Annotated in this window: 23 protein-coding genes; 11 read left to right on the top strand and 12 right to left on the bottom strand. The window is 57.8% G+C overall.

What is annotated here, in order from left to right:
- Both QPL98_RS05300 and QPL98_RS05295 read right to left on the bottom strand, forming a co-directional pair.
- Nucleotides 1–1,410: a di-heme oxidoredictase family protein gene (locus QPL98_RS05300; protein WP_303292853.1), complete on the bottom strand. Its 1,410-nt coding sequence runs from the start codon at nt 1,408–1,410 to the stop codon at nt 1–3.
- A 139-nt stretch (nt 1,411–1,549) separates the two neighbouring features.
- A complete protein-coding gene (locus QPL98_RS05295) occupies nt 1,550–2,845 on the bottom strand; it encodes an imelysin family protein (protein ID WP_011786277.1) in 1,296 nt (431 codons plus the stop codon).
- A gap of 169 nt (nt 2,846–3,014) precedes the next feature.
- On the opposite strand from QPL98_RS05295, the gene QPL98_RS05290 reads away from it, so the two are divergent.
- Genes QPL98_RS05290 through QPL98_RS05280 form a run of 3 tightly spaced genes read left to right on the top strand, consistent with a single transcriptional unit; the run spans nt 3,015 to nt 5,906 of the window.
- On the top strand, nt 3,015–3,857 hold the full coding sequence (locus tag QPL98_RS05290; RefSeq protein WP_011786276.1) for a 23S rRNA (adenine(2030)-N(6))-methyltransferase RlmJ: 843 nt from the start codon (nt 3,015–3,017) through the stop codon (nt 3,855–3,857).
- 16 nt (nt 3,858–3,873) lie between these two features.
- Complete coding sequence (locus QPL98_RS05285) at nt 3,874–5,085, top strand: hypothetical protein (protein WP_011786275.1); 1,212 nt, start codon at nt 3,874–3,876, stop codon at nt 5,083–5,085.
- 11 nt (nt 5,086–5,096) lie between these two features.
- Complete coding sequence (locus QPL98_RS05280) at nt 5,097–5,906, top strand: mechanosensitive ion channel family protein (RefSeq protein ID WP_011786274.1); 810 nt, start codon at nt 5,097–5,099, stop codon at nt 5,904–5,906.
- Nucleotides 5,907–5,921: 15 nt separating this feature from the next.
- Here the strand turns inward: QPL98_RS05280 and dctP are convergent, their stop codons facing one another.
- A complete protein-coding gene (gene dctP, locus QPL98_RS05275) occupies nt 5,922–6,983 on the bottom strand; it encodes a TRAP transporter substrate-binding protein DctP (protein ID WP_303292852.1) in 1,062 nt (353 codons plus the stop codon).
- Nucleotides 6,984–7,138: 155 nt separating this feature from the next.
- Complete coding sequence (locus QPL98_RS05270; protein WP_014422193.1) at nt 7,139–7,528, bottom strand: DUF4168 domain-containing protein; 390 nt, start codon at nt 7,526–7,528, stop codon at nt 7,139–7,141.
- 221 nt (nt 7,529–7,749) lie between these two features.
- Here QPL98_RS05270 and QPL98_RS05265 point away from each other — a divergent pair, with 221 nt between their 5' ends.
- Genes QPL98_RS05265 through QPL98_RS05250 form a run of 4 tightly spaced genes read left to right on the top strand, consistent with a single transcriptional unit; the run spans nt 7,750 to nt 11,773 of the window.
- A complete protein-coding gene (locus QPL98_RS05265; protein ID WP_022989986.1) occupies nt 7,750–9,222 on the top strand; it encodes an ATP-binding protein in 1,473 nt (490 codons plus the stop codon).
- Nucleotides 9,219–10,604, top strand: a complete 1,386-nt coding sequence (locus QPL98_RS05260; RefSeq protein ID WP_183576541.1) for a sigma-54 dependent transcriptional regulator — start codon at nt 9,219–9,221, stop codon at nt 10,602–10,604. The genes QPL98_RS05265 and QPL98_RS05260 overlap by 4 nt, the downstream gene beginning before the upstream one ends.
- A complete protein-coding gene (locus QPL98_RS05255) occupies nt 10,597–11,502 on the top strand; it encodes a DMT family transporter (protein WP_036219955.1) in 906 nt (301 codons plus the stop codon). The genes QPL98_RS05260 and QPL98_RS05255 overlap by 8 nt, the downstream gene beginning before the upstream one ends.
- Nucleotides 11,495–11,773 (top strand): GIY-YIG nuclease family protein, encoded by a 279-nt coding sequence (locus QPL98_RS05250; RefSeq protein WP_014422188.1) that lies wholly within the window; start codon nt 11,495–11,497, stop codon nt 11,771–11,773. Before QPL98_RS05255 ends, QPL98_RS05250 begins: the two co-directional genes overlap by 8 nt.
- On the opposite strand, the gene QPL98_RS05245 is transcribed toward QPL98_RS05250, so the two are convergent.
- Nucleotides 11,751–12,644, bottom strand: a complete 894-nt coding sequence (locus QPL98_RS05245; protein ID WP_023009116.1) for an alpha/beta hydrolase — start codon at nt 12,642–12,644, stop codon at nt 11,751–11,753. The two genes, QPL98_RS05250 and QPL98_RS05245, sit on opposite strands and share 23 nt — an antisense overlap.
- A 70-nt stretch (nt 12,645–12,714) precedes the next feature.
- Between QPL98_RS05245 and QPL98_RS05240 the strand changes: the two genes are divergently transcribed.
- Nucleotides 12,715–13,704: an alpha/beta hydrolase gene (locus QPL98_RS05240; protein ID WP_011786266.1), complete on the top strand. Its 990-nt coding sequence runs from the start codon at nt 12,715–12,717 to the stop codon at nt 13,702–13,704.
- Between the two features lie 57 nt (nt 13,705–13,761).
- On the top strand, nt 13,762–14,418 hold the full coding sequence (locus QPL98_RS05235; RefSeq protein WP_014422186.1) for an OmpA family protein: 657 nt from the start codon (nt 13,762–13,764) through the stop codon (nt 14,416–14,418).
- A 69-nt stretch (nt 14,419–14,487) separates the two neighbouring features.
- On the opposite strand, the gene QPL98_RS05230 is transcribed toward QPL98_RS05235, so the two are convergent.
- The gene (locus QPL98_RS05230) at nt 14,488–14,772 is read right to left on the bottom strand and encodes a hypothetical protein (protein ID WP_011786264.1); all 285 of its coding nucleotides are present in this window, start codon (nt 14,770–14,772) and stop codon (nt 14,488–14,490) included.
- Between the two features lie 188 nt (nt 14,773–14,960).
- Nucleotides 14,961–16,190 (bottom strand): phosphoglycerate dehydrogenase, encoded by a 1,230-nt coding sequence (gene serA, locus QPL98_RS05225; RefSeq protein WP_011786263.1) that lies wholly within the window; start codon nt 16,188–16,190, stop codon nt 14,961–14,963.
- 189 nt (nt 16,191–16,379) lie between these two features.
- Here serA and QPL98_RS05220 point away from each other — a divergent pair, with 189 nt between their 5' ends.
- Nucleotides 16,380–17,783 (top strand): FAD-binding oxidoreductase, encoded by a 1,404-nt coding sequence (locus QPL98_RS05220; RefSeq protein WP_303292851.1) that lies wholly within the window; start codon nt 16,380–16,382, stop codon nt 17,781–17,783.
- Nucleotides 17,783–18,460: a Sir2 family NAD-dependent protein deacetylase gene (locus tag QPL98_RS05215; RefSeq protein ID WP_303292850.1), complete on the top strand. Its 678-nt coding sequence runs from the start codon at nt 17,783–17,785 to the stop codon at nt 18,458–18,460. Before QPL98_RS05220 ends, QPL98_RS05215 begins: the two co-directional genes overlap by 1 nt.
- Before the next feature lie 8 nt (nt 18,461–18,468).
- Here QPL98_RS05215 and QPL98_RS05210 read toward each other — a convergent pair whose 3' ends face one another.
- From QPL98_RS05210 to QPL98_RS05190, 5 genes are all read right to left on the bottom strand, one after another.
- The gene (locus QPL98_RS05210) at nt 18,469–19,773 is read right to left on the bottom strand and encodes an AarF/ABC1/UbiB kinase family protein (protein ID WP_303292849.1); all 1,305 of its coding nucleotides are present in this window, start codon (nt 19,771–19,773) and stop codon (nt 18,469–18,471) included.
- A 60-nt stretch (nt 19,774–19,833) separates the two neighbouring features.
- Complete coding sequence (locus tag QPL98_RS05205) at nt 19,834–20,496, bottom strand: fumarylacetoacetate hydrolase family protein (RefSeq protein WP_303292848.1); 663 nt, start codon at nt 20,494–20,496, stop codon at nt 19,834–19,836.
- A gap of 14 nt (nt 20,497–20,510) precedes the next feature.
- A complete protein-coding gene (locus QPL98_RS05200) occupies nt 20,511–21,053 on the bottom strand; it encodes an adenine phosphoribosyltransferase (protein WP_011786258.1) in 543 nt (180 codons plus the stop codon).
- A 31-nt stretch (nt 21,054–21,084) separates the two neighbouring features.
- Entirely contained in the window at nt 21,085–22,383 is a 1,299-nt protein-coding gene (locus QPL98_RS05195; protein WP_011786257.1) for an NCS2 family permease, read from the bottom strand.
- A gap of 132 nt (nt 22,384–22,515) precedes the next feature.
- Nucleotides 22,516–23,133, bottom strand: a complete 618-nt coding sequence (locus QPL98_RS05190) for a trimeric intracellular cation channel family protein (protein ID WP_303292847.1) — start codon at nt 23,131–23,133, stop codon at nt 22,516–22,518.
- Nucleotides 23,134–23,222 lie beyond the last annotated feature (89 nt).

Raw genomic sequence — 23,222 nt, 5'->3', positions numbered from 1 at the left:
TCAGAGTGAATTCAGAAAATCGATCAGGGCGCTGCGCTCCGACTCGGCCATCTGACGATAGCGGTCAGCTGCCGGCCGGGCTTCGCCACCGTGCCAGAGAATGGCTTCTTCCAGCGTGCGGGCGCGGCCGTCATGCAGAAAACCGGACTGGGGGTTAACCACCTGGGCCAGGCCGATGCCCCAAAGCGGTGGCGTGCGCCACTCGTTGCCGTCAGCGAGGAACTCGTCCCGGCCGTCTGCCAGGGCCGGGCCCATGTCGTGCAGCAACAGGTCGGTGTAGGGCCAGATGGTCTGGTTGCTCAGATCCGGGCGGTCGGCCACTTCTCCGGTCTGATGTTTCGGGGTGTGGCATCCGGCACAGCCGGTTTCATTGAACAGCCTGGCGCCTTTCTGCACGGATTCAGCGCCCAGATCCCGACGGGCAGGTACCGCCAGACTCTTGGCGTAGAAGGTGACAAAGTTGGCGACCTTGTCGCTCACTTCGGGCTCACCACCGTGAGTAAACCGTTCGCACTGTTGTTCCGGGGTGCAGTCCGTGGTGGGCTTGATGGACGACGTCAGGCCCATATCGCCGGCGAAGGCGCCCATGCTTTGCTGGTGCACATCCGGTTCCGCGGCTTTCCAGCCAAACCGGCCCGGCAGCGTTTGCTGGCTGGCGACATCCCACACCTGATTAAGCTTGCCGGAAATCCCGTTGTTGTCGGTGTCTTCCGGATCGGCCAATGCCTCAAGATCGGCAATAGGGATGGCTTCCAGCAGTCCCATGCCGATCATTTGTGGTGCCACCCGGGGAGAGACCAGCAAATTCGACGGCATAGGGCCATAGTTGGGGTTTTCGATGCGATATTCCGGTTTGCGCAGTTCAACCACCGTTCCATCCCCAAGTGTTTCCTGAACTGGCTCCCAGTCAATCACCAGATCCGCTTCCGGTTTTGCGGCCGGCAGGGCCGCAGTCTGCAACTGACTACCGTAGACCGGTGCGGGTTTGAAACCGTGCTTGCGCAGGAGTTCTGCATCCTTGACCGGATCGGCGGGTACTGCCAGCCGCAGGAACAGGGAGACAGGCGGTTCATCAACGCCGGGCGGGTGTCCACGGCCATCCTTGATGTGACAACCCTGGCAGGAGTTGGTATTGAACAGGGGGCCCAGGCCGTCCCGGGCATCGGTGCTGGCCGGTGCTTCCACCCAGGGATTGCGGAAGAAACTGTTGCCAACGCTGAAATCCAGGCGTTTGGTCATGGACAGGTTGCCCTGGGGCAGCGAGTAGGCGTTGGTGTCGGCCTGATTGACCGTGCCTTCACCGCCTGTGGCCGGTGTAGTTTGTATCGGGTAACCAGCGTGAGTCTCTGCAATCAGGGGTTGAGTGCTGAAGGCCAGCGGCAACAGACAGAAGATGAGTGCTCGTTTCATAACTACTCGCGTTTCAGAATGGAAGAAGCCATGGAAAATCGACCTTCGGGCATAAAGGAGGGTTTTCCATGGCTTGTTCTTGTTAGCAGGATACCGGGAGTTTCTATCTCCCGGTATCCGCTTACTGCAACCGGATCAATCAGAATGAATGGCCGGCGTCGTCCGGGGACAGGGCTTGAATGCCCAGTTGCCGTGCAGCCTGCTCGATAGAGCCGGTCTGCTCAACCAGGGCCATGATAGCACCGTTGATAATGCGGGTGCCTTCCGCGTTGCCCGGGGCGATCATGGTGTCAAAGGCCATCGGGTTCTGGCTGCTTTCGGCGCGGGCTTTCATGAGCGCCAAGGCTTCCATTGATGCGTCCAACTGACGGTTCAGGCGAGCATCCAGCTCCGGGTTGGTCTGCTCAACCAGATCAGACAGGGACGGGCCTGAAACCACAGAGCCATCTACGCGACGATAGGTGCCGGTATACACGTTCTGGATGCCCTGGCCGTTGTAGTAGTGCGAGTTGTGGGTGTTATCGCTGAAGCAGTCGTGTTCGTCCTCATAGGAGTTGGCTTCCAGGGCAACTTTCATGCGCTCACCGGCCAGCTCGCCGAGGGACAGGGAACCCATACCGAACAGCATTTTCTGGATGCCCTCGTCGGCGTTTGCGGACGTCAGCTGGGAACGGTAGTTGTCTGAGGTGCCCGGGGCCCACTGGGCAACCATCCACTCCAGATCATCGACCAGCAGATCAGTCACGGCATCCAGGTACTGGGCACGGCGCTCACAGTTGCCGTTGGTGCAGTCGTTGCCTTTGGCGTAGTCAGTAACCGGGCGCTCGCCTGCGCCACCTTCAAAACCGTGCAGATCCTGGCCCCACAGCAGGAATTCGACCGCATGGTATCCGGTGGCTACGTTGGCTTCGGAACCGCCCACTTCGTTCAGGTCAGCCAGCAGTTCGGGGGTGAGTGTTGCCACATCCAGAGTTTCCCCGCCGACGTTAATGCTGTTGCTGGCAACGATGTTGGCGGTTGCACCGGCATTACCGAGTTCGTGCTGGTAGTCGTCGGCTTTGACGTAGTCGATCAGGCCTTCGTCCAGTGGCCAGGCGTTCAATTGGCCTTCCCAGTCATCCACGATGGCATTGCCGAAGCGGAAAACCTCTGACTGCTGGTAAGGAACCCGTGAGGCCAGCCAGGCTTCTTTTGCCGCTTTGAGGTTGGCTTCGGTGGGGTTGGCAATCAGACGGTCAGTAGCCTCGTCCAGCGCACGCGCAGTAATCAGGGCATCCTCGTAGGTGGCATGGGCCAGATCGGCGTAATGGGTTACCACCGATGCTTTGGTGGCCTGCGCACTTTGCTCGGCGGACCAGGGCGCGTTTGCGCAGCCCGCGGTAAGGGCTGTGGCAATGGTCAGTGCCAATGGGGCTGGGCGAAACAGGTTTTTCATTTCAAACTCCATGTTGATGAGGTCTTTTTGTAAATAAGAAATATTAGCGTTCAGATTATGGGTTTGGAAACCCTACATAGCAAGGGGTTTTTGATATAGGTGATTGTTGGGCCGCTTGCGTGGTCAAGGTGACTGCGGCTTAATGGGCTCCTGATTCCGGGAGCCTTTTATGCTGAGTTATCTTCACGCCTTCCACGCCGGCAACTTTGCCGATGTTCAGAAGCATGCTGCACTGTCACTGGTGCTGGCCATGATGCAATCCAAGAAATCTGCCATAGCCTGTTTTGACACCCACGCGGGCAGCGCCCGTTACGATTTGGGCAGCGAGCGGGCAAGAAAAACCGGCGAAGCTGATGCTGGTGTTCAGGCCTTGTGGCGGATCCGGGAGCAACTGGCCACCGGCGACTGGCAGCCGGTTCTGGAGGTATTGGCGCGGTACAACCCAGGCAATGGGCCGCTACGGACGTATCCGGGCTCACCGGCATGGTTTGCGGAATTTTGCCGTCCGGGTGATTCCGTCACCGCTTTCGAGCTGCACCCTTCTGAAGAGCGTCAGCTGGCTCAGTGGGCGGATGAAGTGGGGGTGAAGGTGCGCCATGAGGATGGCCTGAAAGGGCTCCTGAAATGCTTGCCGCCGGCACAGCCGCGACTGTTGGCGCTGATTGATCCTTCTTACGAAATCAAAACCGATTATGAGGCCGTAGCCCGGACATTGATGGACGCGTGGAAAAAATGCCGCCATGGCGTCTATCTTATCTGGTATCCCCTGTTAACCAGTGGCCTGGAGCAACAGCTGATGGATTCGCTGAGGGCGTCCGGTTCGGTGCGCAAGATTCTTCAGTGCGAGGTTATGCTGGATCAGCCGCCCGAACGGGGCATGGTGGGTTCCGGGATGCTGATTGTGAACCCGCCCTGGGGGTTCGATGAACGTTTTGCGGCCATGATGTCGGATCTGACCGGCCCCGATCGGCTCGGTCTGTCGCCTTCCATGGATTGGCTGGTGCCTGAATAGGCCCGGAGTATCTCCTTTGACAGACAACAACCAAGCTGATCACCCATGCCTGCCTGGCGGGCTGATTCCTCTGGAGCAATGGCGGGTTCCGGAGACCTCCGTCCGCAGAACCATTCGCAGTGGTCTCCGGGATATTCTGGATCAGTTAAAAGCAGGCATTCATCCCGACGAACAGGCGTTCAGAAGTCTGGATGATTTGCCTACCCTGTCGGAACGCCAGATTCAGGACTATGCCCCGGTACCGGATCGTGAAGAACTTGCCCGGGCTTTATTGAACGCGCTGGAACAGTTGCGCCGGTCAGGCGGGCAGTCACGCAAGGCCAGTTTTCTGGTGGCACCACCATTCTCAGGTATTGCCGAAGCTTTGGGGGCCTCGGGTCGGCGGGTGATCGCCCCGCCGGACAATCTGTTAATGCCTGAAAGAGACATTACCGGCTGGTGGGATCACCAGCTTCAGGACGATGACTGGGTAATACCGGAACTGGCAGATTTCTGGCTGCGACACCGGTCCGGTCTTGGCTTGCTGCGTGAATTATTCGCGCGCCTGGCGCGGGATAAAGTGGGTGAGGGCATCATTGGCTGTTCCAGCTGGTGTTGGCAGTTCTGGACTCAGTACCTGCCAGAGCTCCACCTGGCGCCATTGACTCCCAGCCCTTTGTCGGGGGATCGTCTTACCAACTGGCTTGGACATCTGGCGGGGGAGCGCCCGCAAGGACCACTGACGGCGAGAATGACCCAGGATGGCCTGTATGTACTGCCGGCGCCAACCGGGGACGACGAGCGAAAATACAGCCTGTTTACCCGGGATCTGGCCACTTTGGCTCGGGGAAATCCGGGCGTTGCCCTGGCTATCTGGCGCCGAACTCTTCGGGCACGGCCCGAGGACGAGACGCAGCAGCAAGGGGAAGAGGATGCACATCAAGATGGCCGCCAGTGTTGGGTGGCGCCGCTGGATCAGCTGAGTTTGCCTGCCGTGCCCCAGAGTTCAGCCCGGCAGTCCGGCTACCTGCTGCATGCGTTGTTGATGCATGGCGGCCTGAGCCTGGGGCAGCTGGAGCTGACTTCGGGGTTGCCTGGCGAGGAACTGCGGATAGCGCTGTCCCGGCTGGAACGAGCCGACGTAGTGACCGGCGATGAGCAGGAAGGCATCTTTCGGGTGCAGGCATTGGCGTATCCGGCCGTCCGGCGGTATCTGCAATCCAAAGGGTATCCGGTGGACAGCTTCTAGGAGAAACGGTTATGGGCGATTTCGGTATCAAGGACGCGCTGTCTTCAATTACCTCCGAGGCTTTGCTGGAAGCCCTGGCGGTCATTGTTGCGGCTTCGTTGCTGATTCTGATGGTTCAGAAAGCAGTTCCGGTACTGGCTGCGAAACTATCGGGAAAACCGAGGCTGTACCTTCTCGCATCCGTTCCTCTTTTCCGGCTTCTGGTCATTGTTCTGACGATCATTGTGGTGGTGCCCATTCTGGTGGAACCCTCATTCGAGAACATGATTGCCATCTTCGGTGCCCTGGGTCTTGCCTTGGGTTTTGCGTTCAAGGACTACGCCAACAGCCTCATTGCAGGTATCGTTACGCTCTATGAAATGCCTTACCGACCGGGTGACTGGATCGAAGTGAACGGTCGCTACGGTGAGGTGCGGAGTATCGGTACCCGGGCCGCAGAAATCGTGACGCTGGATGATACCGTGATTGTGATTCCCCACAGCCTGCTGTGGAATACACTGCTGGCCAATGGCAATGACGGCACGGATAACCTGATGTGCGTGGCCGAGGTTTTTCTGGACCCGAACCACGATGTCGGCCGGATGCTGGGCCTGTTCCGGGATGCGATCTTTGCCTGCCCGCTCACCAAAACCTACCAGCCGGTGCTGGTCACGGTTGCCGCACGGGAAGCCGGTATGTGCTATCGGTTGAAAGCCTACCCGCTGGAGCCCAGAGAGCAGGCGCGTTTCATTTCAGACCTGACCGCAAGGGCCGCGGAGATCTGTGGTGACGAGGGTGTCCCGATGGTCTCCTACCCTTATCTGCAGGCTCAGAAAGCCTGATCCGGGCAGGGCTGATCAGTTACCCGCAATCGACGTTGCCCGCTGAATCAGCGCCTGGCCTTTCTCTCCGGTCAGTTCGATAAAGCGTTGCCGGGCGGGCAGGCTCGCATCGCGGAAGGCCGCCCTTTCATCTTCCGTCAGCCGTACGACCCGGATACCGCCCTGTTCCAGTATGGTCTCCAGCCGCTCCTTGTTCAGGTCCTCCTGGAGAGTCCAGGCTTCCTCGGATAACTGTGCAATGGTTTCCTCCAGCCATTTCCGTTCCTGCGAGGGGAGTCCTGCGAACCAGTCCTCATTGGCCACAACAGATGCGATAAACCGTGAGGCCCTGGCCATGGTCAAGACGTTCTGGACTTCATGGAACCCCATTTCCTCAATAGCAAACACCGGGTTGCTCTGGCCGTCGATGTTGCCGAGCTGGAGATCGCTGTATACCTGGGCGAAAGGCGTCTGTACGGGGTCAGCACCATAGCTTCGGAAAGCCTCTGCTGCGGTTTCCGAGGTCATGGTGCGAAATCTTAACCCCTGGAAATCAGAGGGGGTTCTCAGGGGGTTGTTGGCCGTCCAGGTCATCCAGCCTTCCGGCACGAACCCCAGCAGTTGCAGGCCAGCGTTGTGGTAGGCCGGTTCAAATGCGGAAATAAACGCGGGCGCCTCCAGAAGGCGACGGGCCGGTTCCTGTTCTTCCGGAAGCAGGAAGTGAAGATTAAAAAGGCCGGTTTCCGGAACGGTATCGGCCAGGTGGCCGGGCGAGGCAAAGGCCAGGTTGACTGAGCCGTTGCGAGTCAGTTCTGTCAGTTGGGCCGAGGTGCCCAAAGAGCCATAAGGAAAGACATCGACCTCAATCCTTCCACCAGACAGCGCTTCGACCTGTTCCCTGAACTGCTGTGCGTAAAGATGCTGAACACTGCCTTCAATCTCTTCCAGGGCAAAGCGCCAGGTGACCGGATACTCTGGTTTGCCGTCCGCCGAACTCTGCGCGGCTGACGAGGAGCCATTGTCGGAGCAGCCGGTCAGCAGCATCACTGCCGCAGTGGCAACGAGGCTGAAGCTGAGAAGCGGGTGGCGTTTGGTCATTGTATTCAGGGCTCCAGAATCCGGCGCATTTGAGTCTAGAGGGAAAAGGTAACACAACAGACCGAGGAGAAAAGGCCGATGTGTAAACGCCAGACGAACAGCCACAAAAAAGCCCCGCCGAAGCGGGGCCAGACGACGAACCGGATGCAGGAAATTTACATCAGAGCGTCAACGCGGTTGCGTACCTTCGGCTCACTGCTGTAAGCGGTGGCAATGGCGTTATAGGTGGGGATATCGATACCCACGTCTTCGATCACCGAGACCATTTCATCATTGGCTTCCATCTGCAGTTCCTGGGCCTTCTGCTGAGACTCGGCTGATTCGATCTTCTCGATGTATTCCTCTCGCACTTCCATAACACCGGATTGTGCCTCAATGAATTGTTTCAGCTCAGCATCGCTGTAATTGGTGCTTTGGCTGCCTGCGGCGGCGGGGTTGCTGTAACCGGAGCCCTGTTCGGCCGGGGCCGGGTTCTGTTGTGCTATCACCGGTGCGGTTGCCAGCAGTGCCAGAGATGCGGTGATGGATACAAGCAGTTTGTTCATAGCTTTACTCCTGGTTTTAATGAGGCCGGCTCGGTCGTCCAGCCACAAACTTGTGAATGTCGATGTGACAATAGCGATTCCCGTGCCAGGTTTTAATTTCTCTATAAAGGCAATAAAAACAGTAGTTTATGGATGCTCTATGGTTAAAGCTCAGTAATCTGTCTTGTGGCAAAATGCCACATGTGGCAGAAAGGCTGTGACATTTCTGCAGAGTGGTGTTTATGGCGTTGATGGGAAAACGGGTGGGAGCACTGTTCCGGTCGCTGCAATTAACGTTGGTGCTCAGTATTGTAGTGCCGCTGCTGCTGTTCAGTGGCATTGCTATCTACATTGGCATGGGGGCGGTAGAGCGCGCTCTGAACGATCGCCTTCGTGAAGACCTGGAACTGGTGGCGCGAGCGGTCAGCGGGCCGGTGAGTAAGGCGCTGGCCGAAAGCGATGAACTGGTCCTGGGCGAATCCCTGAAATCCATCTTCCAGATCGGGCGCATTTCCGGGGCCTCGGTGTTTGACGCAGAGGGTGATCGGGTGGCCAGTCTCGGTGTTGCTGACTCCGATGTCACCAATAGCGCCAGCGCCGAAAAGGCAATCGCCAGTGGTGAGCTCGGGGGCGCGTTTCGTTGGGTGGATGGCGAGTCGGTGTTTTCCCAGTTCACGCCGCTGGTTGCGGAAGACGGGCGGATTCAGGGTTTGTTGCAGGTAACGCGGCAACGCAGTGATTTCCATGACCTGGTGGCCACCAGCCGTTGGTGGGCAGTGGTGATCTGGTCGATGATTGCGGCCACCATCATCCTCGTTGTCGTTCTGGGGCATTACCGCACCGTGGGGCGACATGTGAACCGTTTGCTGGAGAGCATGGCTTCTCTGCAACCGGGCGCCTGGCGGTTGGAGACTCCGGAGGCAGGGCCACAGGAGCTGCGCCAGATCCAGCAGGGCATTCGTGCTCTGGGCGAACGAATGGCCGAGGCCGAGGCCGAAATCGAAGACAGGATTGCCCGGGAACGGGCGCTGGCAGAACAGCTGGAATACCAGGAGAAAGTGGCGATGATTGGCCGGGTCGCAGGCGGGGTAGCTCACGAACTGGGGGCGCCTCTGAACGTTATTCAGGGCCGGGCCCGCATTCTGGCCAGGGCCGGGCTGGAGCAGGAGCAGCAACGGCATCTGGATGATATCGAACATCAGGTGGACCGGATGACCATGATTATCCAGCAACTGCTGGACTGTTTCCGGCATGTGCCCGAGTCCCGGCGACCCGTAAACCTGGCAGACATTCTCGAGGACGTCGTTACCCGCGCCCGTGAAGACAGGCGCTGCCAGGCGGTTTCGCTGCAAGCCGACGCTTTTGACAGGCCGATGCCGACACGGGCAGAGCCGCTCCGGGTTGGCCTGGCGTGTCTGAATGTGGTGAGAAATGCCTGTCAGGCTGGCCGGAAACAGGTCGCGCTCTCTGTCGGCGAGACCGGGGAGTTTTGGGTGTTCCGGGTCGAGGACGATGGCCCTGGTATACCGGCGGAGCATCACGCCAGGGTTTTCGAGCCGTTCTTCAGCACCCGCCCGGCCGGCGAAGGCACAGGGTTAGGGCTGGCAGTGGTTCAGAGTGTCATGAAAGAACATGGGGGATCCGTTGAGGTGATTGATAGCGAGTTGGGTGGTTGTGGTATGGCGCTGTATTTTCCGAAAGAGGTGGGCCAATGAGCAGCCGGCCTGTCACCATCTTGCTGGTAGAAGATGACGCCAGCCTTGGCCAGCTGCTGATGGAGGAGTTGGAAGTGGATGGTTACCGCGTACGCAGGGTCAGTATGGTGGCCGAGGCGCGGACTGCTCTGACAGACGAACGCCCGGGCCTGATCGTGTCGGATCTGCGCTTGCCCGATGGTGACGGTCTGGAGATTCTGTCGCTTCAGCAGGCCGAGCATCCAGGTATTCCCTTTATCGTGATTACCGCGTTTGGGACGGTGGACCAGGCGGTCGATGCTTTGAAGGCCGGCGCTGATGATTTTCTGACCAAGCCGCTCTCAACGGATCATCTCCGGTTAAAGATCAAACGGTTGCTGGCCCAGGCAGATCTGAACCGGCAGTTGGCGGAATATCAGTCCGGGCGCGGCGGCGATGAAAACATGGGCTTGATCGGCGGCAGTGCGATGATGGATCGCCTAAGGTCAGACATTCGCCAGGTTGCCCGCAGTCAGGCCGCGGTTCTGATTAATGGCGAAAGTGGAACCGGGAAAGAACTGGTTGCGAGGGCAATCCACCAGCAAAGTGAGCGCTCAGCACGGCCGTTCCTTGCGGTGAATTGTGCCGGTATACCGCCAGACTTGATGGAAAGTGAATTCTTCGGTCACGAGGCTGGTGCTTTTACCGGTGCACGGCAGGCCCGTAGGGGGCTGTTTGCAGAGGCGAACGGTGGCACCTTGCTGCTGGACGAGATTGGTGAAATGCCATTGGCGCTGCAAGCCAAACTGCTTCGGGTGTTGCAGGAGGGCTGCATCAAACCAGTGGGGGCTGACCATGAGGAAATGGTGGATGTTCGCATTCTGGCGGCAACGCATGTGGATTTGCTTCGGGCTGTTGAGCAGGGCCATTTCCGCGAAGACCTGTATTATCGTCTCGAAACCCTGTCGTTAACGGTGCCTCCCCTGAGGGAGCGGGATGAGGATGTTGAATTGCTGGCCATGCATTTTCTGGGTGAGGCAGCACGTCGTCACAGCCGGGGGTTCCTGAAGTTCAGTGACGTCACGTTAAGGATACTCCGCGATTATCCGTTCCCGGGCAATGTGCGTGAGCTGTCCAGTGCGATTGAGCGGGCGGTCACTTTTTGTGAAAGCGATACCATACAGCCCGAGCATTTGCCCGAACGCATCCGGAAGCGCCAGGGCGGGATTGTTCAGGCTGCCGTTGCCGCTTCGCCCGGGAAACTTTCCGAATGGCCCACCCTGGAGATGCTCCAGCAGGATTACGTGCGCCGGGTCATGGCTGCCGTTGATGGTAATAAACGCCGGGCGGCCCAGATACTCGGCATTAATCGCAGAACACTGTATCGCTGGCTGGAGTCGGATTTGGAGCATGGGCATGACTGATCAGAAACAGGCCATGATGTACGGCCTTGCCACGGTGCTGCTGTGGTCGACCGTTGCTACCGCCTTCAAATTGTCACTGGCGGATCTTGCGCCGGTTCAGATGCTGCTGGTGGCCTGTACCGCATCCATCGTCGTGATGGCGGCTATCCTCATGCTACAGGGGCGCTGGGGACTGGTGTTCCGTTTGCGGCGTGGCCAATACCTGCAGTCCATGCTGATGGGGCTGATCAATCCCTGTCTGTATTACTTTCTGCTGTTTGGCGCGTTCGACCGTCTGCCCGCCCAGGAGGCCCAGCCTCTGAACTACACCTGGGCACTGGTGCTGGCCTATCTGTCGGTGCCGTTTCTGGGGCAGAAACTGCGCAGGATCGATATTCTGGCGGGGTTGGTGTGTTACGCCGGAGTGGTAGTGATCGCCACCCGCGGTGCGGTAACCTCGCTCTCATTCTCGGACCCGCTCGGTGTCTCGCTGGCGTTGGGCAGCACGCTGGTTTGGGCGTCTTACTGGATTATTGCCACCCGGGATACCCGGGACCCGGTGGTTGGCCTGTTTCTGAATTTTCTATTTGGACTGCCGGTCATTGTGCTGGTGTGCTGGCAGACGGCGGGGTTGGTCATGCCGGTCGGGAGTTCGATGGCCGCTGCGGTTTACGTCGGCGTTTTTGAAATGGGCATAGCCTTTGTGCTGTGGTCCCAGGCCATGAAAAAAGCAGAAAACACCTCGAAAGTGAGCAATCTGATTTTTATCTCGCCTTTTCTGTCCCTGGTGTTTATCTACTTCATTCTGGGCGAAGTTATTCTCACCTCGACCTACGTCGGGCTGGTGCTGATCATTGCGGGATTATGGCTGCAGCAGAAGAAAGTCCGTGACCGGGAGCAGGCGTTGAACCATGGCTGAGAACTGGTATCTGTACCTTGTTCGCACCGCATCGGGTAGCCTCTACACCGGAATTGCCACAGATGTGGAGCGGCGGTTTGCCGAGCATCAGGCGGGGGCACCTAAAGGTGCCCGGAGCCTGAGAGGTAAAGGGCCGTTAACCCTGGAGTTCCATGTACCTGCCGGCGACAGGAGCCGCGCCTCCCGACTGGAATGGCAGGTCAAGCGCTGGCCCAAGGTTCGAAAGGAAGCTTTGATCCGGGGTGTCGTCAGGCTTGAAGATGATGCCTGATGTGACGCCCGGCAACGGCCAGAGCGTCTCTGGCCCGGTCAAGCTGCGCGGCGTGCACCTGGAATACATGCCAGAGATTGTTGTAGATCTCCAGCGTGGTTTCCACGTGTTCCTGTTTGGCCGCCTCCGCCAATCGACGGGCGTCGTTGAGCAGAACTTCCTGGCTTCCGACCTGAATCAGCAGGGGAGGCAGGCCACTCAGGTCACCGTAGACAGGCGACACCAGCGGGTGCGTCAAAGGCACGCCGTTGGCATACATTTTCGCGGCTTTGAAGGTCCAGGCAGCGTGCAGGACCGGTTCACATTCCGGAGTGTAAAGATCCTTTTCTGACAGATCTGTCCAGGGCGAGAAGCAGGTGACGGATGAGGGTAGTGGATGACCGTGGTCGCGCAATCGCATGGCCAGTACCACCGACAGACCGCCGCCGGCGGAATCTCCGGCCAGGGCAATGGAGCCGGGGCTTACCCCCTGGTTGATCAAGGCCAGATATACGGCTTCGGCATCGTCCGGCGCGGCTGGAAACGGATGCTCCGGCGCCAGCCGGTAATCCGGGATCAGTACGTCGCAGCCAGAGAATTTGGCCAGATGGCCGGCAATGCCCCGGTGGGTATCGGCAGAGCCCATAACATAGCCTCCGCCGTGAAAATACAGTACGGTGCCGCCAGAACGGTCTTCCGGGGAGGCGCGCAGCACCGGTACATCGCCCAGGTCTTCCCACGCGAAACTGACGTCTTTAGGCGGGTAGGATGTTCGATAAGCTTCCCGGGTGTATCGGCGCTGCACCGATAACGGAAACGCCCGGGACAGGACGGGCTTCACAAAACGGTGCATGGTCCCTCTCAACCCGGCCTCAAGAAGCGGCTGGAACATCTGTGTTCTCCCTTGTGAATGCGTTAGGATGACTGGCATTTATGGATTCATGACAGGCGTTTAACTCTACGTGTACTGGAAAACAGATACCATAGAAATACCGAATTGGGACAGACATTCCCTGCTGGACCGTCTGGAACCGTTTGATCCGTCCGCCAGCCGGGAACTGAGTTCCGAGATGGAGGCGTATTGCCGGTTCTATGGCCTTGATCTTTGGGTTGAGCATCCGGATGTGGTCTACCATCAGGGGTACATCTGTGCCGAGCGGCATGAAGTGATGGTGCATTACTTCCGGCTGCCGGAGAGCGCCAGCCCGAAAGGCACGGTGTTCATTCTGCATGGTTATTTTGATCATGTGGGTCTGTATACCCAATTGATTGACCGCTGTCTTGGTGCAGGCTTCGATGTTCTGGCCTACGATCAGCCCGGGCACGGATTGTCGAGTGGCACGCCGGCCGCCATTGGCAGTTTCCTGGAGTACCAGGCCGTACTGTCGGAAGTAATGGCGAAGGTCAGGGACAAGATTCGGGGGCCCTGGTACGCAGTGGGGCAGAGTACGGGTGGCGCAATATTGATTGACTACCTGCTGTCGAACCACCACAACCGGGAGTCCTCGGCGTTCCGCAAAGTGGTGTTGCTGGCGCCACTGGTAAGGCCTATGGGCTGGCTGGGGGCAAAGATTCTCCACAGTCTGGTCAAACCGTTCCTGACTCGCTGGAAACGGGTATTCGGCCCGAACAGTGGCGATACCCGCTTTCTTCGGTTCCTGCGGGAACACGACCCGTTGCAGGCAAGAGCGGTTCATGTCGATTGGGTGACTGCATTGCGACAATGGGTGCCGCACATTGAGTCGGCGAGGCCGGTGGATTTTCCGGTCACCGTGGTGCAGGGTGAGAAGGATCTGACGGTAGACTGGCAGCACAATCTGAGGATTATCCGGAATAAATTCTCCTCAGTGAAGGAACGAAGAATACCGGACGGTCGTCATCATCTTGTGAACGAAGCGCAGGATTTGCAGGCGACGGTATTCAATACCATTATCGATACATTCTCGGAGTAAGCAGTGGCTGTAGTGCCAAAAGCTCCGGACCAACGATTACAGAAGCGGGAGAAGACAGTGAAAAAGACAATTCTTGCCTTTGCGGTAGCAACTGTTGGCCTGAGTGGCTGTATGACCTATGACCCGTATACCGGGGAAGAGAAAACTTCGAACGCCACCAAGGGCAGTATTATTGGCGCGATCGGTGGTGCTGCTATTGGCGCAGCAACCTCCAGCAGCAGTGATCGTGGCAAAGGCGCACTGATTGGTGCCGCTGGCGGTGCGGCCGTGGGTGGCGGTATCGGCTACTACATGGATCGCCAGGAAGCCCAGCTGCGCCAGAAGCTGGAAGGTACCGGTGTTCGCGTCGTCCGTAATGGTGACCAGATCGACCTGATCATGCCGGGTAACATCACCTTTGATACGGATCAGTCCACCATCCGTTCCGGTTTTACCGGCACTCTTGAGTCTGTGGCTCTGGTTCTGAAAGAGTTCGACAAAACCATCATCCAGATTGAAGGCCATACTGACAGCACCGGTTCAGACAGCTACAACCAGCTGTTGAGCGAGCGTCGCGCGTCTTCTGTCCGTGACTTCCTGTTGAATCAGGGCATTGAGCCCCGTCGTACCCGGGCCACCGGTTATGGCGAGCGCTACCCGATTGCTTCCAACGATACGGCGGCTGGTCGTGAGCAGAACCGTCGCGTTGAGCTGACGCTGGTGCCGATGCAGTAATATCCTGCTCAGCATTCAACAAAAAAGCCCCGGTTTATGCCGGGGCTTTTTGCTTTCTGGCTGTCGCAATCAGTTGGTGTTGCTCGGCAGCCATTCGTCGATTCGCTTCTTCAGATCCTCCAGCTGATCTTCGCCGGAGTCCTTGAGTTCGCCCAGTTTGCTTCGGGCAGTCTCGATGTGGTCTTCAACGGCCTGAATGCGCTCTGAAAACTCTCTTTGAATTTCGGCTTCCGCTTGGTCATCCTTTGCCTTGGCCATCTTTTCGTCGGCTTCGGCACGCAGGCTGTCGATCTGTTTGCTCCAGTACTCGGTCTGGGTTTCCAGTTTCTTCTGCAGAGATTCCTTCAAGGACATAATTACCTCCATGCTGGGCCTGTTCCGGCCCGGTTTGAATGACTGGTACTTTTCAGCATGGCTACGTATGGCCGAATCTCAAGGGCGGCAGCATGAAGTTTTGTTGAAATGCGGCGTTGTGGCCCGAAATGGCATAAAAAAACCGGAGCTCCCAGGGGGATGCTCCGGTTCTTGAAGGCAGCTGTCTGTCAGAACAGTACGCGGCAGCGAATAGTGCCTTTTACCTGGCGGAGCTTTTCCAGCGCCAGCTCACCGTAGGCCTTGTCCACATCGACCACCACATAACCAATATCTTCCTTGGTTTGCAGGTACTGGCCACAGACGTTGATGCCGTTTTCGGAGAACACCTGGTTGATTTCCGACATTACGCCCGGCACGTTCTCGTGAATGTGCAGCAGGCGGTGCTGGTTCGGGTGCGACGGCAGCGCCACTTCCGGGAAGTTCACCGAAGAAACGGAGGTGCCGTTGTCGCTGTACATGGCCAGCTTCTCGGCCACTTCGCGCCCGATGTTTTCCTGGGCTTCAATGGTTGAGCCACCCACGTGCGGAGTCAGGATGCAGTTGTCGAACTCGCGCAGTGGCGAGACAAACTCTTCGTCGTTGGACTTGGGCTCCACCGGGAATACGTCGATGGCCGCGCCCAGCAGTTTACCGGAGCTCAGCGCATCGGCCAGGGCGTCGATATCCACCACGGTACCGCGGGAAGCGTTCATCAGAATGCTGCCCGGCTTCATCTGGGCAAACTGCTCGGCCTTGAACATGTATTTGGTTGCCGGAGTCTCCGGTACGTGCAGGGAAACCACATCGGAAATGTTCAGCAGTTCCTGTAGCGTGCCCACTTGCGTGGCGTTACCAATCGGCAGTTTGGAAACCACGTCGTAGAAATAGACGTCCATTCCCAGGCTTTCGGCCAGCACGCTGAACTGGGTGCCGATGTTGCCGTAACCGATGATGCCAAGCTTCTTGCCACGAATCTCATAGCTGTTCTTGGCGGATTTCAGCCACTCGCCACGGTGGGCTTTGGCGTTTTTTTCCGGCACGCCGCGCAGCAGCAGGATGGCCTGGGCCAGAACCAGTTCTGCCACGGAACGGGTGTTGGAGAAAGGCGCGTTGAACACGGCCACGCCACGGCGGGTCGCGGCCTGCAGGTCAACCTGGTTGGTGCCGATACAGAAGCAGCCCACAGCCACCAGCTTCCTGGCGGCTTCAAATACTTTCTCGGTCAACTGGGTGCGAGAGCGGATACCAACGAAGTGCGCATCGGCAATCTTCTCGATCAGCTCTTCCTCACCCAATGAATGGGTCAGATACTCGATATTGGTGTAACCCGCGGCATTCAGGGTATCAATGGCAGATTGATGCACGCCTTCCAGCAGCAGGATCCGGATTTTGCTCTTTTCGAGAGACGTATTTGACATGGGCTTGCTTCCGAACCTTTCGTCACGTGAAATGACCTGCAGCCAGGGATCGTCGGCCTGGCTCACAGAACAGGGGCGGTATGATACCATAAACGCAGATTTTCACAGCGCGCCGGTTTGCCTGAATCAATTCTTTGTGAGTGATCTCTGAACAGGCCCTGGCCCAACTTCGAAGAGACTGACACATCCATGAGTTCCGAACAGATCATCGCTTCCCTTAAAGAGCTGGTTGCCACCTCTGAAAACCCGGGCAAGGTTCTCACCGATCCTGCGGATCTGGACAATTACGGCAAGGACTGGACCAAAATCTACCCGCCCAAGCCGCTGGCCATTGTCCTGCCGAAAACCACGGAGCAGGTGCAGGCGCTGGTGAAGTTTGCCAATGACAATCAGGTGGCTCTGGTACCTTCGGGCGGACGTACCGGCCTGAGTGCAGGCGCCGTGGCCGCCAATGGCGAAGTGGTGGTAGCGTTCGACAACATGAACCAGATTCTGGATTTCAACGCCAGTGATCGCACCGTACGTTGCCAGGCCGGGGTGGTGACCGAGCAACTGCAGACCTTTGCCGAAGAAAACGGCCTGTACTATCCGGTGGATTTTGCCTCCGCCGGGTCGAGCCAGCTCGGTGGCAACCTGTCCACCAATGCCGGCGGCATCAAGGTCATTCGCTGGGGCATGAGCCGGGACTGGGTTGCCGGACTGAAAGTGGTGACCGGTAAAGGTGATGTGCTGGATCTGAACAAGGATCTGGCCAAGAACAACACCGGCTACGATCTGCGACATCTGTTCATCGGTGCCGAGGGCACCCTGGGTTTCATTACCGAAGCCACCATGAAGCTTACCCGCAAGCCGGACGACCTGACCGTGCTGGTGCTGGGCCTGAATGACCTCACCAACACCATGGATGTCTTGCAGGCTTTCCAGAAAAAACTGGATCTGACCGCCTACGAGTTTTTCTCTCACCAGGCCATGGGGCATGTACTGGCCCACGGCCAGGTTCAGGCACCGTTCGAGACCGAGGCGCCATATTATGCGTTGCTGGAGTTCGAGGCTGTTTCTGATCAGGTGATGGAAGATGCCATGGCACTGTTTGAGCAGTGTGTGGAAGAAGGCTGGGTGCTGGATGGCGTCATCAGCCAGAGTGAAACCCAGGCACAGAACCTTTGGCAACTGCGTGAGCGGATTTCCGAATCCATCGCGCCGCGGATTCCCTACAAGAACGATATCTCGGTGGTGGTGTCCAAGGTTCCGGGCTTCCTTCAGGAAATCGATAGTGTGGTTACCGAGCACTACCCCGATTTCGAGATAATCTGGTTCGGCCACATTGGTGACGGCAACCTGCACCTGAATATCCTCAAGCCTGAGGATATGGCGAAGGAAGACTTCTTCGAAAAATGTCAGCAGGTGAACAAGTGGGTGTTTGAAATTGTCGAGCGTTATCAGGGCAGTGTCTCTGCCGAGCACGGTGTGGGCATGACCAAAAAACCCTACCTGCAGTACACCCGCAGCGAGGCGGAAATTGCCTACCTGCGCGGTATCAAGCAGGTATTCGATCCCAATAACATCATGAACCCGGGCAAGATCTTCGACTGATGCAAGAGCACATTGTCGTACTCATCGGCGCTGGAATCAGCGCCGAAAGCGGCCTCTCCACCTTCCGGGACAACGGCGGGCTGTGGGAGCAGCACAGTGTGTACGACGTGGCCACGCCGGAGGCGTTCGAGCGCAATCGGGATCTGGTGCTGAGGTTCTATAACGAGCGCAGGCGGCAACTTCAAACCGTTCAGCCCAATCCTGCGCACCGCTTGCTGGCGGAGCTGGAAAGCCGTTTTCAGGTGACCGTGGTCACCCAGAATGTGGACGACCTGCATGAGCGCGGCGGTTCCAGCAATGTGCTGCATTTGCACGGTGAACTCACCAAGGCCCGCAGCTCCGCCTATCCGGACCTCATTTACGACATCGGCTACAACGACATCAATCCCGGGGATATCTGTGATCGCGGTGCCCAGCTTCGGCCCCACATCGTCTGGTTCGGCGAAGAAGTCCCGATGCTGGATGCGGCGGCAGAGGTGGTGCGCACCGCAGATCAGTTGCTGATTGTGGGTACGTCGCTGCAGGTATATCCAGCGGCGGGGCTGGTCTACGAGGTGGACATTGATGTGCCCATCACGGTGATTGATCCCGGCGAACCTGCGTCCGTCTCCCGGGCACGGGTGATTCGCAAAGGGGCCTCGGAAGGGGTGCGGGAGTGGGTTTCGCGTTATTTGTGAACTTGGCGTTAGCCTCGGAGGTATTTCTCCAGTTCACTTCTGAATGCTGCCTGGACACCTAAGCGTTTTAGCATCCAGTAATGCCCCGCAATCATCCGGTCTATGAAAATACTCTCGACCGGTGGTTTGAAGTAATCCAGGTATTTGAACACAGTACTGGTTTTTGCGGCCACGTGTTTATGGATATCGGCCTCGGCGAAGTCGTAGGGCTCATCGTTCAGGAACGGGATGATCAGGATGTCCCTCCACATGGCGTAATAGGCTTCATCGACCGCCGGTTGGCTGTCGACGCGAGCGCCCAGGTCGATCAGGTACTGGTCCAGGGCCTGGTAGTCCTCATCCAGCGCTGCGATCAAGGCTTTGCGGTAGGCTTCTACAATCTCTGGTTTGAGCTTTTTCACGCAACCGAAGTCGTACATGATAATGGTGCCATCCGGTCGGTAGGCGAAATTGCCGGCGTGAGGGTCGCCGTGAATGCACTGGAACCGGAACAGCTGATCGGCCATGATCGTGAAAATGCGGTGGCCAATCAGGTTGAGGGTTTCCTGGGAGTAGTGCGCCGGTGTGACCTTGCTGACGTGGTCGCCCTCCACCAGCCCCAGGGTCAGGACCCGACGGGTTGAATGGCTGTCGACCACCTCCGGGATGATCACCCACGGCTGATCCTTGTGGAAATCATGGAACAGCTTGAGGTTTCGTGCCTCGTTTTTGTAATCCAGCTCTTCCTTCAGTCGCACCCGGATTTCGCCGAACAGCTGGTCAACCGTCTCCTTGGGCATTTTCAGCAGGCCGCCGAGCTTCAGGGCCAGTCGTAGCTGTTTGAGGTCGGAGTCGCAGGATTCATCCACGCCGGGGTATTGCACTTTCACGATCACATCCGTGCCATCGTGCAGGCGGGCGCGGTGTACCTGGCCGATGGAGGCAGAGGCGTAGGGTGTTTCCTGCAGGTATTCAAACAGCTCGCCAACCGGCTTGCCCAGCTCACTTTCCACCTGTTCCAGAATCACCTCGAATGGCATCGGTGGTGCTTCTTTCTGGAGTTTTTCCAGCGCGTCCGAGAATTCTTTGGGCAGGAAGTCCTGGGTCTGGGAGGCTATCTGCCCCACCTTCATCACCGCCCCCTTGAGCTCCCCCAGGGTATCGGCAATTTGCCCGGCCATCCGGGTGTAGCTTTCGCTCTGGGCGCCTTCGTCATTTTCGGTGCGGAACATGCGCCGCGCTCTCTGGCCGGCGTACTGGCCCGCCACCGTGGCGGTCATGCCTGCGAGTTTGAAGAAGCGTCCTGTGCGTGAAGTAACGGGTTTCCTGGCCATGGTAGTGCCTGTTCTACGGGAAGTTTGCAGCTCGTCTGAATATCCGTATCCGTGTTGCGTTCAGACCACTGTGGTCTCCACAAATAACACATCTTCCAGCTCCAGGGACAGAGTCTGGCCGCTGACAAGCGGGCCAACGCCTTTGGGCGTGCCAGTCAGCACCACATCGCCGGGTAACAGGGTGAACTGGGTGCTCATATGAGCAATCAGGGGCACGATCGGGTTCAGCATGGCGCCGGTATCCCCGGTCTGCTGGCGCTGGCCGTCGATATCCAGTGTGAAGTTCAGGTTGCCCTTGGCAAGTTGGTCGGCGGCAACGAACGGTGAAAGCGGGCAGGCGCCGTCGAAGGCCTTTGCGCGCTCCCAGGGGTGCCCCTTTTCTTTCAGGCTGCTTTGCACGTCCCGCAAGGTGAGATCCAGGGCCAGGCCATAACCGAGAATGGCACTTTCCACTTCGCTGGCGGAGGCATTGGTCAGGGGGCGGCCGATAAGTACGGCCAGTTCGGTTTCAAAGTGCACCGCACCCTGGCCTTTGGGACAGACCAGCGGGCGGGTGATATGAACCGCTGCGGTGGAGGGTTTGATAAACAGCAGCGGCTCTTCCGGTACCGGGTTGTTCAGCTCCCGGGCGTGTTCGGCGTAGTTGCGCCCCACACAAACGATTTTGCCAAGGGGAAGATGAACCGGTGTTCCATCTTTCCAGTGATGCTGATAATCGCCCATGGTGGCGCCTCCGCTCAGTCTCCTTCGAATGAGCAGACAGTATAAACCTGCAGACCTTCTTCCTGCAGCTTGCGTGAGCCACCCAGATCCGGCAGATCAATCATGGCGGCTACCTCAACGATTTCAGCACCGATACGGCGGATCAGACGGGTTGCGGCCAGCATGGTGCCGCCAGTGGCAATCAGATCGTCCACCAGGATGACCTTGTCGCCGGGTTTGAAAGCGTCTTCGTGCAGCTCGACGGAAGCCGTGCCGTATTCCAGTTCGTAGTCTTCCACCAGGGTGTCGAAGGGCAGTTTGCCCTTCTTGCGCACGAGTACCAGAGACGCATTCAGCTCGTAGGCCAGCGCCGAGCCAATAATGAAGCCCCGGGCATCGACGGCGGCAACCGCATCAATGTGCTGGCCATGGTAGCGATGGACAAAGGCATCGATCAGTTTACGAAATGCCGTTTTGTCCTGAAGGACCGTGGTGATGTCCCGGAAGGAGACGCCGGGTTTGGGCCAGTCCGGCACAGTGCGGATGGCTTTCTTGATGCTCTCGGAAAAATAGTCCATGGGCGGATCCGGTGATTACTCTGGGCGCCGCTCAGGCGGCGTCCAGGAACATGAATTTCAGAACAAATACAACGGCAATGGTAACGACACTGGCGTTAAGATCGGACCAGCGCCCAGACAACGCCTTGATCACGGCGTAGGTGATGAAACCCAGGGCAATGCCGTTTGCAATAGAGAAGGTCAGCGGCATGGTCAGTGCCGTGACGATCGCTGGTGCGGCGTCGGTGATGTCATCCCAATCGATCAGTTTGAGGCCGCTTGCCATCAGCACGGCGACGTAGAACAGGGCCGGTGCGGTCGCATAGGCAGGGATGATGCTCGCGATCGGTGACAGCAGCAAACAGGCGAGGAAAAGCAGGGCGACGACAACCGCCGTCAGTCCTGTGCGACCACCGGCGGAAATGCCAGCGGTTGATTCGATATAGCTGGTGGTGGTTGAGGTACCCAGGGCTGCGCCTGACATGGTTGCGACGGAATCCGACATCAGAGCGCGTCCGAGACGGGGCAGCTTGCCATCTTTATCCAGCAATCCACCACGCTGGGCTGCTCCGATCAGGGTGCCGGAGGTATCGAAAAGATCCACGAACAGAAAGGCAAAGATAATGCTGATCATGCCAACATTCAGTGCGCCGGCCAGATCAAGTTGCATAAAGGTGGGGGCAAGGCTGGGTGGGGCAGACACAAAACCTTTGTATTCCACCATGCCAAGCATCATGGCGGCCACGGTAACAGCAAGGATGCCGATCATTACGGCGCCGGTGATTCTGCGGAAGGAAAGTGCACAGATCAGTACGAATCCTGCGAAGAACAGCAGGCTCTCAGCCACTTTAATGTCGCCTAGACCCACAAGGGTCGCAGGGTTATCTACCACGATGCCGGCGTTTTTCAGTGCGATCAGAGCAAGAAAGAATCCGATGCCGGCGGAAATGCCAAAGCGTAAGGACATCGGAATGCTGTTGATGATCCATTCCCGGATCTTGACCACACTCAGAATGAAGAAAATAAACCCGGAGAGAAAGACAGCGCCCAGCGCCACTTCCCAGCTGTATCCCATACTGCCGACGACCGTGAACGAGAAAAAGGCGTTCAGGCCCATGCCGGGGGCCAGGGCAATTGGATAGTTTGCCCAGAGGCCCATAATCAGCGTACCGATGGTTGCGGCCAGACAGGTGGCCACGAAAACGGCTCCGAAATCCATGCCGGTGGACGACAGGATGCTGGGGTTGACCACGATGATGTAGGCCATGGTCAGGAAGGTGGTAATGCCAGCTACCACTTCTTTACGGACGGTGGTGCCGTGGGCCTGGAGTTGGAACAGTCGTTCAAGCATGACTTGGGTCTGCCTCTAGAATGCCTGGATTAGGGAGTTTGAAAGTCAGTTTGCGTGCGGAAAACGTGAATTGGGTGAAAAAACGGCAATGTTACCGGCTCAGGCGCCTCACGCCAAGGGATGATTCAGAGTTCAGTTCAGCATCTGGTCTCGTTGCAGGCGGATATCAAAGCGCACCGCGAGCATGCGAACAATCACGATAAACAGCAGGCCAATAGTCAGCGCCATGGATTCGCTCTCCAGCAACCACTGGCACACAAAGTACAGCCAGCAACCGGCGAAGGCGATAGAGGCGTAGATCTGGTCCTTGCGGAAAATAAAGGGAACTTCGTTGCACAGGGTGTCACGCAGGGCGCCGCCGAAGCAGCCTGTCATTACACCCAGCATGGAAGCGATAAACCAGGAGTGGCCCAGATCGAGAGCCAGTTGCGCACCGAGAATGGAAAAAATGCCAAGGCCGATGGCGTCCGGGAACACGATTCTCGATTCTTTCAGGGAATGGGCCCGGCTCCAGTAGCTGAACACGATTGCCATGGCCAGGATCATGATCGGCTGCTCCTGGTGCTTGATCCAGTACAGCGGATGATTGTCCATGATCAGATCCCGCAATGTGCCGCCACCCAGAGCGGTAATAAAACCGATGGCAAAAACACCCACCGGATCCATGTTTTTGGACCGGGCGACGATCATGCCGGAAATGGCAAACGCCACAATGCCAATCATTTCAAGAGTATAGATGATGTCAAACATGGGGCAGCTCTGATTTGACGAAATTCGGTCCGGGGCGTGGGTGAAAGGCTGGAAGAATAGCGGAATTCGTCCCGGGATTCATCTTCAGG

Source organism: Marinobacter sp. ST-43 (assembly GCF_030541085.1).
Classification (GTDB): Bacteria; Pseudomonadota; Gammaproteobacteria; order Pseudomonadales; family Oleiphilaceae; genus Marinobacter; species Marinobacter nauticus.
Note: the sequence above shows the minus strand (reverse complement) of the source record. Positions and strands in the feature narration are given on the sequence as shown.

What these genes read in the sequence shown, in the direction of transcription:
- QPL98_RS05300 (WP_303292853.1), bottom strand. Translation starts at nt 1,410, where the DNA reads ATGAAACGAGCACTCATCTTCTGTCTGTTGCCGCTGGCCTTCAGCACT.
- QPL98_RS05295 (WP_011786277.1), bottom strand. Translation starts at nt 2,845, where the DNA reads ATGAAAAACCTGTTTCGCCCAGCCCCATTGGCACTGACCATTGCCACA.
- QPL98_RS05290 (WP_011786276.1), top strand. Translation starts at nt 3,015, where the DNA reads ATGCTGAGTTATCTTCACGCCTTCCACGCCGGCAACTTTGCCGATGTT.
- QPL98_RS05280 (WP_011786274.1), top strand. Translation starts at nt 5,097, where the DNA reads ATGGGCGATTTCGGTATCAAGGACGCGCTGTCTTCAATTACCTCCGAG.
- dctP (WP_303292852.1), bottom strand. Translation starts at nt 6,983, where the DNA reads ATGACCAAACGCCACCCGCTTCTCAGCTTCAGCCTCGTTGCCACTGCG.
- QPL98_RS05270 (WP_014422193.1), bottom strand. Translation starts at nt 7,528, where the DNA reads ATGAACAAACTGCTTGTATCCATCACCGCATCTCTGGCACTGCTGGCA.
- QPL98_RS05265 (WP_022989986.1), top strand. Translation starts at nt 7,750, where the DNA reads ATGGCGTTGATGGGAAAACGGGTGGGAGCACTGTTCCGGTCGCTGCAA.
- QPL98_RS05260 (WP_183576541.1), top strand. Translation starts at nt 9,219, where the DNA reads ATGAGCAGCCGGCCTGTCACCATCTTGCTGGTAGAAGATGACGCCAGC.
- QPL98_RS05255 (WP_036219955.1), top strand. Translation starts at nt 10,597, where the DNA reads ATGACTGATCAGAAACAGGCCATGATGTACGGCCTTGCCACGGTGCTG.
- QPL98_RS05250 (WP_014422188.1), top strand. Translation starts at nt 11,495, where the DNA reads ATGGCTGAGAACTGGTATCTGTACCTTGTTCGCACCGCATCGGGTAGC.
- QPL98_RS05245 (WP_023009116.1), bottom strand. Translation starts at nt 12,644, where the DNA reads ATGTTCCAGCCGCTTCTTGAGGCCGGGTTGAGAGGGACCATGCACCGT.
- QPL98_RS05230 (WP_011786264.1), bottom strand. Translation starts at nt 14,772, where the DNA reads ATGTCCTTGAAGGAATCTCTGCAGAAGAAACTGGAAACCCAGACCGAG.
- serA (WP_011786263.1), bottom strand. Translation starts at nt 16,190, where the DNA reads ATGTCAAATACGTCTCTCGAAAAGAGCAAAATCCGGATCCTGCTGCTG.
- QPL98_RS05220 (WP_303292851.1), top strand. Translation starts at nt 16,380, where the DNA reads ATGAGTTCCGAACAGATCATCGCTTCCCTTAAAGAGCTGGTTGCCACC.
- QPL98_RS05215 (WP_303292850.1), top strand. Translation starts at nt 17,783, where the DNA reads ATGCAAGAGCACATTGTCGTACTCATCGGCGCTGGAATCAGCGCCGAA.
- QPL98_RS05210 (WP_303292849.1), bottom strand. Translation starts at nt 19,773, where the DNA reads ATGGCCAGGAAACCCGTTACTTCACGCACAGGACGCTTCTTCAAACTC.
- QPL98_RS05205 (WP_303292848.1), bottom strand. Translation starts at nt 20,496, where the DNA reads ATGGGCGATTATCAGCATCACTGGAAAGATGGAACACCGGTTCATCTT.
- QPL98_RS05200 (WP_011786258.1), bottom strand. Translation starts at nt 21,053, where the DNA reads ATGGACTATTTTTCCGAGAGCATCAAGAAAGCCATCCGCACTGTGCCG.
- QPL98_RS05195 (WP_011786257.1), bottom strand. Translation starts at nt 22,383, where the DNA reads ATGCTTGAACGACTGTTCCAACTCCAGGCCCACGGCACCACCGTCCGT.
- QPL98_RS05190 (WP_303292847.1), bottom strand. Translation starts at nt 23,133, where the DNA reads ATGTTTGACATCATCTATACTCTTGAAATGATTGGCATTGTGGCGTTT.